Source organism: Xylophilus sp. ASV27, assembly GCF_016428875.1.
Lineage (GTDB): Bacteria > Pseudomonadota > Gammaproteobacteria > Burkholderiales > Burkholderiaceae_C > Xylophilus.
This window is the reverse complement of record NZ_JAELTO010000163.1, coordinates 1-6635: the sequence shown is the minus strand read 5'-3', so window position 1 is coordinate 6635 and position 6635 is coordinate 1. Positions and strand designations below refer to the sequence as shown.

Here is a 6635-nt window from a genome sequence, read left to right as displayed (position 1 = left end):
CCCCCCCCCCCCCCCCCCCCCCCCCCCCCCCCCCCCCCCCCCCCCCCCCCCCCTTTTTCAAGCAGAAGACGGCATACGCGATTTCCTGTACGGTCTCGTGGGCTCGGAGATGTGTATAAGAGACAGGCCGCGCGCTGCGCATCACGCGGCGCGGCACGGCCGGCCCGGGCGACGGCCTGCGCGTGGTGGCCTGGGCGCGGCGCGCCACCGGCAGCGGCGTGTGGTGGCTGCGCTGGGAATCGCCGCCGCTCACCACGCTGGCGCAATGGGAAGACGCTTGGCAGCAGGCCGCGCTGTGGGCGCAGAACCCGGGCGACGCCGAACGCCGGCGCGAAGTCCCGGTCACGCCGCTGGCCGACTGGCAGGTCTTCTACTACCGCAACGACGCGTGGACCAACGCGTTCTCCAGCGACGCCGGCGCCGTCGCGCCTCCCCCCGGCGCCGGCAGCGCCGCGGTGCCCACGCTGCCCGATGGCGTGCGCCTGGTGCTGACCCTGCCGCCGGGCCAGGCGGTCAGCGGCACGCTGCAGCGCGACTGGGTCAATCCCACGGCCGGCGGAGGCAAGTCGTGATCCGGCCGCGCCAGCGCGGCGCCGCCCTGCTCGCGGCCATGCTCACCGTCACCCTGGTCGCCACCTTTGCCGCCGCCGCCATGTGGCAGCAGTGGCGCAGCGTGGAGGTGGAAAGCGCCGAGCGCGCACGCGTCCAGGCGGCCTGGGTGCTGATCGGCGCGCTCGACTGGTCGCGCCTGATCCTGCGCGAGGACGGCCTCAACGGCGGTCCGGACTACCTGGCCGAACCCTGGGCGCTGCCGCTGCAGGAGGCGCGCCTGTCCAGCTTCCTGGCCGCGGCCGAGCGCGACACGCTGTCGGACGCCACCGCCGACGTGCGCGACGCCTTCCTGTCGGGGCGGATCCTCGACGCGCAGGCCAAGATGAACGTGCGCAACCTGACGCAGAGCGGCGCCATGCAGGAGTTCTGGATGCAGGCCTTCGGGCGCCTGTTCGGGCGGCTCGGCCTGCCCGCGTCGGACCTCGAGCGCATGGCCCAGGGCATGAAGGCCGCGCTGGCGGGCGGCGAGAACGCGCCGCTGCTGCCCGAGCGGCTGGAGCAGCTGGAGTGGTTCGGCGTCTCGCCCAAAACGTTGCAGGCCCTCGCCCCCTACGCCACCGTGCTGCCGGCCACCACCCCGGTCAACCTCAACACCGCCGACCCCACCGTGCTCACCGCCGTGGTGCCGGGCCTGGACACGGCCACGGCCCAGCGCGTGGCCGCCTCGCGCGGCAGCAGCTACTTCCGCTCGGTGGCGCTGGCCGGCCAGGCCTTCGGCGGCGCGGCGCAGGTCGATGATCGCTACCACGCCATCGCCAGCGTCTTCTTCGAAGTCCGCGGCCGTCTGCGGCTGGACCAGGCGGTGGTGGAGGAACGCTCGCTGGTGCAGCGCAGCGGCAGCATGGTCAGCACGGTCTGGCGCGAGCGCGGCGCCATCGGCGTGGCACAGGCGCTGCAGGCCGCGTCGCGCTGACATGCGCGCTCTCTACAATCGCGCGCAACCTGCCTGCCCATGAGCACCCTGATCGTCTTCCTTCCCGCGCATGCCGGCGCGGCCGAACTGCACTACGTGCTGAGCGGCGACGGCCATGCCGCGCTGCGCCATGGCAGTGCCGCCGCGGCGCTGCTGCCCGCGCCCGGCCGTGCCGGCGAGGTGGTGGCGGTGGTGCCGGTGCGGGCCCTGTCCTGGCAGCGCGTGGAGCTGCCGCGCGGCGTGCGCGCCAACGGCCCGGCGCCGCGGGTGCGCGCCGTGCTCGAAGGGCTGCTGGAAGAACGGCTGCTGGACGAGCCGCAGTCCCTGCATTTCGCGCTGGCGCCCGGCGCCCAGGCCGGCGCGCCGGCCTGGGTGGCGGTATGCGACCGCACCTGGCTGCAGGGCGCGCTGCAGAGGCTCGAAGCGGCGGGCCGGACGGTCACGCGCATCGTCCCCGAATTCGCGCCCGACGCCGCCCCGCCGGTGCTGCACGCGCTGGGCACTCCCGAAGACCCGCTGCTGGTGGCGCTGGGCCATGGCCCGGCCGGCGATCTGCTGGCGCTGCCCCTGTCGGCCGCCAGCCTGGCGCTGGCCACGTCCGCGGCCGACGCCGGAACCGAGCCGGTGCCGCTGCTGGCCGAGCCCGCCGTGGCCGCGCTGGCGGAGCAGTTGGCCGGCCGCCCGGTGCAGTTGCACACCAGCACCGAGCGCTGGCTGGCGGCCGCGCGCTCGCCCTGGGACCTGGCGCAGTTCGATCTGGCCAGCTCGGGCCGCCGCCGCGTCACCAAGCGTGCCGGCGCCCTGCTCGGCGAACTGCTGCGCGCTCCGCAATGGCGCGCCGCGCGCTGGGGCGCCGGGCTGCTGGTGGCGGCGCAGCTGGTGGGGCTGAACGCCTGGGCCTGGAAGGAGCGCAGCGCGCTCGACACGCGCCAGGCCCGCGTGAACGCCGTGCTGACGCAGACCTTTCCCTCGGTGCGCGTGGTGGTCGACGCGCCGATCCAGATGGAGCGCGAACTGGCCCTGCTGCGCCAGGCCACCGGCTCGGCCAGCGGCGGCCTGGAGTCGCTGCTGGCCGCGGTCGGCAGCGCGCTGCCGGAGGGCCGCTCGCCGCGCGGGCTGGAATTTGCGGGCGACGAGCTGCGCCTGCGCGGGCTCGGCCTCGAAGCCTCGGAGGCGGCAGCGCTCACCGAGCGCCTGCGCGCCCAGGGCATCGCCGCGCACAGCGATGACGACGTGCTGGTGCTGAAAGCCGGGGTGTCCCCATGAACCCGCAAGCCGCCGCCCTGCGGGCGCGCTGGCGCGCGCTGGCGCCGCGCGAGCGCTCGCTGGTGCGCATCGCCGCCCTCGCCCTCGGCGCGGCGCTGCTCTGGTGGGTGCTGCTGGCGCCGGCCCTGCGCACGCTGCAGGCGGCCGAACTGCGCCGCGGCGCGCTCGATGCGCAGGAGCAGCGCCTGCTGGTCCTGAAGGCCGAGGCCGAGCGGCTCAAGAGCCAGCCGCGCGCCAGCCATGACGAATCGCTGCGCGCGCTGGAGGCCTCGGTGCGCGACGGCCTGGCCGGCACCGGGCGGCTCAGCGTGGTCGGCGAGCGCGCCACCGTCACCCTGCGCGGCACGCCGGCCGAAACGCTGGCCGCCTGGCTGGACCAGGCGCGCGCCAACGCCCGGGCGCTGCCGCAGGAGGCGCGCCTGGCGCGCAGCACCGCCACTCCGGCGCAGCCGGCACGGCCGCCGGCTGGCGGCGCCGGTTTCTCGCCGGTCCCTCCGGCCGCCAGCGCGCCTGCCGCGGCCGACGACGCCGTGGCGCGCTGGGACGGCACCGTGGTGCTGGCCCTGCCGCCCCGCTGATCCGCGCCCCGCATCGCTCGCCGTGGCACGCCGCCTGTCTTCCCTGCCCACTGACCGCGCGCCGCGCGCCGGCTGGACCTGGGCCTGCGCCGGCGGCGTGCTGGGCCTGCTCGCGGCCCTGCTGTACTTCGCGCCGGCGCGCTGGCTGTCCAGCGCACTGGCACAGGCCAGCGGCGGCCAGTTGCTGCTGGCGGCGCCGCGCGGCACGGTCTGGAGCGGCTCGGCCCAACTGGTGCTGACCGGCGGCCCGGGCAGCACCGACGCCGCGGCGCTGCCCGAGCGGCTGCAGTGGCGCCTGCGGCCGCACTGGAACGGCGTATCGCTGCAACTGCAGGCGCCCTGCTGCACGCCGACGCCGCTGGCGCTGCGCGCCATGGCGCGCTGGGGCGGCGCCCGCATCGAGGTGGCCGACGGCCGCTCGCAATGGCCGGCGGCCCTTCTGGGCGGCCTGGGCACGCCCTGGAACACGCTGCAGCCGCAGGGCTCGCTGGCGCTCGGCACCAGCGGCCTGGCCGTCGAGCTGGTGGCCGGCCGGCTCGCGCTCTCGGGCAGCGCGCAGCTCGACGCGCGCGAGATGTCGTCCAGCCTGTCGCCGCTGCGGCCGATGGGCAGCTACCGGCTGGCGCTGGCCGGCGGCGACGTGCCCACGCTCGGGCTGCAGACGCTCGAAGGCGCGCTGCAGCTGTCGGGCCAGGGCCGCTGGGTCGGCTCGCGCCTGCGCTTCGAGGGCGAGGCCAGCGCCGCGGCCGGCCATGAGGCCGCGCTGTCGAATCTCCTGAACATCATCGGCCGGCGCATCGGCGCCCGCTCCATCATCACCGTGGGTTGACGCATGACACATCGCACGCCGCGCTCTTCGCTCCGGGCCCCGCGCACCGTGGCGCGCATTGCTACATTATCAATAGCAACAAGCCTAGGTATCACCTGGGCTACAGGCATTATTGGTTCGCAAGACGCGGTGGCGCAGACGGCGCGCGGCGCGGCGCCCCCCTCGGTCGGGGCGCGCGAGCCGGTGACGCTGAACTTCGCCAACGCCGAGATCGAGGCGGTGGCGCGCACCATGTCCACCATCACCGGCCGCAACGTGGTGGTGGACCCGCGCGTGAAGGGCACGATGACGCTGGTGACCGAGCGCCCGGTGCCGCCGGCGGTGGCCTTCGACCAGTTCCTGGCCGCGCTGCGGCTGCAGAACTTCACCGTGGTCGAGGCCGCCGGCCTGTACAAGGTGGTGCCCGAGGCCGACGCCAAGCTGCAGAGCGGCGCGGTCACGGTGTCGCCCGGCGGGCGCGGCAGCGTCAGCGGCAACCAGATCGTCACGCAGATCTTCAAGCTCAACTTCGAGAACGCCAACAACCTGGTGCCGGTGCTGCGCCCGCTGATCAGCCCGAACAACACGATCAACGTGAACCCGGGCAACAACTCGCTGGTGATCACCGACTACGCCGAGAACCTGCAGCGCATGGCCAAGATCATCGCGGCCATGGACGTGTCCAACGCCAGCGACGTGGAGGTGATCCCGCTGCACTACCAGAACGCCACCGAGCTGGCGCCGCTGATATCGCGGCTGGTAGAAGGCACCGGCACCCAGGCCGCCATCAGCGGCGGCGTGCCCCCGGCCAGCGGCATGCCGCCCAGCCAGGGCCAGACCGACAACGCCTTTCGCACCACGCTGATCGCCGAGCCGCGCAGCAATGCGCTGATCCTGCGCGCGGCCAACCCGGCGCGCGTGGCGCTGGTGCGCTCGCTGGTGGCCAAGCTCGACCAGCCGGCGCAGGACAGCGCCAACGGCGATGCCGGCAACATCTACGTGGTTTACCTGAAGAACGCCGAGGCCACGCGCCTGGCGGTGACGCTGCGCGCCGCGCTGGCCTCGCTCGCGGCCGCCAGCGGCAGCACCGGCGCTGGCGGCGGTACCGGCATGCCCGGCGGCAGCGGCGGCAGCGGCGGCATGACGCTGCCCACCTCGATGTCGCAGGCCCCGTCCGGCAGTTTCGGCGGCAGCGGCTCGGGCAGCGCCTCGAGCCTGGGCAGCAGCGTCTCGTCGAACTTCGGCAACAGCGCCATGCCCTCCACCGGCGGCTCCATCCAGGCCGACCCGGCCACCAACTCGCTGATCATCACCGCCAGCGAGCCGCAGTACCGGCAACTGCGCGCCGTGATCGAAAAGCTCGACGGCCGCCGCGCCCAGGTGCTGGTGGAGAGCCTGGTGGTCGAGGTCAATGCCAGCAAGCTGGCCGAGTTCGGCATCCAGTGGCAGACGGCGCTGGGCAGCAACGGCTCGGGCACCATCGGCGTGATCGGCAACAACTCGGGCATCACCGGCACCAACATCATCGACCTGGCCGTGGGCCTGGCCGCGAAGAACGTCAACACGCGGCCGTCCACCGGCTTCAACGTGGGGCTGGCGCCGCGCTTCAACGGCAAGTACTACCTGGGCGCGCTGGCCAACTTCCTGCAGAACTCGGGCGACGCCAACGTGCTGTCCACGCCCAACCTGCTGACGCTGGACAACGAGGAGGCCAAGATCATCATCGGCCAGAACGTGCCCTTCCCGACCGGCTCCTACGCCAACACCACGGGCAGCGCCACCGTGAACCCTTTCACCACGGTCGAGCGCAAGGACGTGGGCCTGACGCTGCGCGTGAAGCCGCAGATCAACGAGAACGGCACGGTCAAGATGGCGATCTACCAGGAGGTCTCCAGCGTCAACGCCGACTCCACCAAGGACGCCAACGGCCCCACCACCAGCAAGCGCGCCATCGAATCGAACGTGCTGGTGGACGACGGCAGCATCGTGGTGCTGGGCGGCCTGCTCTCGGACGACTATTCGCTGGGCCAGGACAAGGTGCCGGTGCTGGGCGACGTGCCGTTGCTCGGCGGTCTGTTCCGCAACGAAACCCGCAGCCGCAAGAAGACCAACCTGATGGTGTTCCTGCGCCCGACCGTGATCCGCGACAGCGCCACCAGCGACAGCCTGGCGCAGGACCGCTACGACGCCATCCGCGCGCTGCAGATGAACACCCAGCCCGCCGACAGCACGGTGCTGCAGGGCGTGAACGCGGCGCCGGTGCTGCCGCCGCTGCCCGGCATCGAGCCCAAGGCCGCGCCGCGCGAGGGGGGCATCCACGGCACCTGTCTCTTATACACATCTAAAAAAGGGGGGGGGGGGGGGGGGGGGGGGGGGGGGGGGGGGGGGGGGGGGGGGGGGGGGGGGGGGGGGGGGGGGGGGGGGGGGGGGGGGGGGGGGGGGGGGGGGGGGGGGGGGG

At 74.2% G+C, this 6635-nt stretch carries 6 protein-coding genes and 1 pseudogene; 6 read left to right on the top strand and 1 reads right to left on the bottom strand.

Features of this window, described 5'->3' with window-relative positions:
- Positions 1-208 (bottom strand): annotated as a pseudogene (locus JHD63_RS21270) (hypothetical protein); the annotation flags it as partial.
- On the opposite strand from JHD63_RS21270, the gene JHD63_RS21265 reads away from it, so the two are divergent.
- From JHD63_RS21265 to gspD, 6 genes are all read left to right on the top strand, one after another.
- On the top strand, positions 183-572 hold the full coding sequence (locus tag JHD63_RS21265) for a hypothetical protein (protein ID WP_198972795.1): 390 nt from the start codon (positions 183-185) through the stop codon (positions 570-572). The pseudogene JHD63_RS21270 and the gene JHD63_RS21265 sit on opposite strands and share 26 nt — an antisense overlap.
- Positions 569-1525: a type II secretion system minor pseudopilin GspK gene (gene gspK, locus JHD63_RS21260; protein ID WP_370590608.1), complete on the top strand. Its 957-nt coding sequence runs from the start codon at positions 569-571 to the stop codon at positions 1523-1525. Before JHD63_RS21265 ends, gspK begins: the two co-directional genes overlap by 4 nt.
- 39 nt (positions 1526-1564) lie before the next feature.
- Positions 1565-2791, top strand: a complete 1227-nt coding sequence (gspL, locus tag JHD63_RS21255) for a type II secretion system protein GspL (RefSeq protein WP_198972794.1) — start codon at positions 1565-1567, stop codon at positions 2789-2791.
- Positions 2788-3369 (top strand): type II secretion system protein GspM, encoded by a 582-nt coding sequence (gspM, locus tag JHD63_RS21250; protein ID WP_198972793.1) that lies wholly within the window; start codon positions 2788-2790, stop codon positions 3367-3369. Before gspL ends, gspM begins: the two co-directional genes overlap by 4 nt.
- 22 nt (positions 3370-3391) lie before the next feature.
- Positions 3392-4198 (top strand): type II secretion system protein N, encoded by an 807-nt coding sequence (gspN, locus tag JHD63_RS21245; RefSeq protein WP_198972792.1) that lies wholly within the window; start codon positions 3392-3394, stop codon positions 4196-4198.
- A 3-nt stretch (positions 4199-4201) separates the two neighbouring features.
- The coding region (gene gspD, locus JHD63_RS21240) for a type II secretion system secretin GspD (protein ID WP_198972791.1) at positions 4202-6635 on the top strand (2434 nt) is incomplete at its 3' end.

Excerpts from the sequence above, each read along its gene's own strand:
- gspM (WP_198972793.1), top strand. The coding sequence starts at position 2,788 with ATGAACCCGCAAGCCGCCGCCCTGCGGGCGCGCTGGCGCGCGCTGGCG.
- gspL (WP_198972794.1), top strand. The coding sequence starts at position 1,565 with ATGAGCACCCTGATCGTCTTCCTTCCCGCGCATGCCGGCGCGGCCGAA.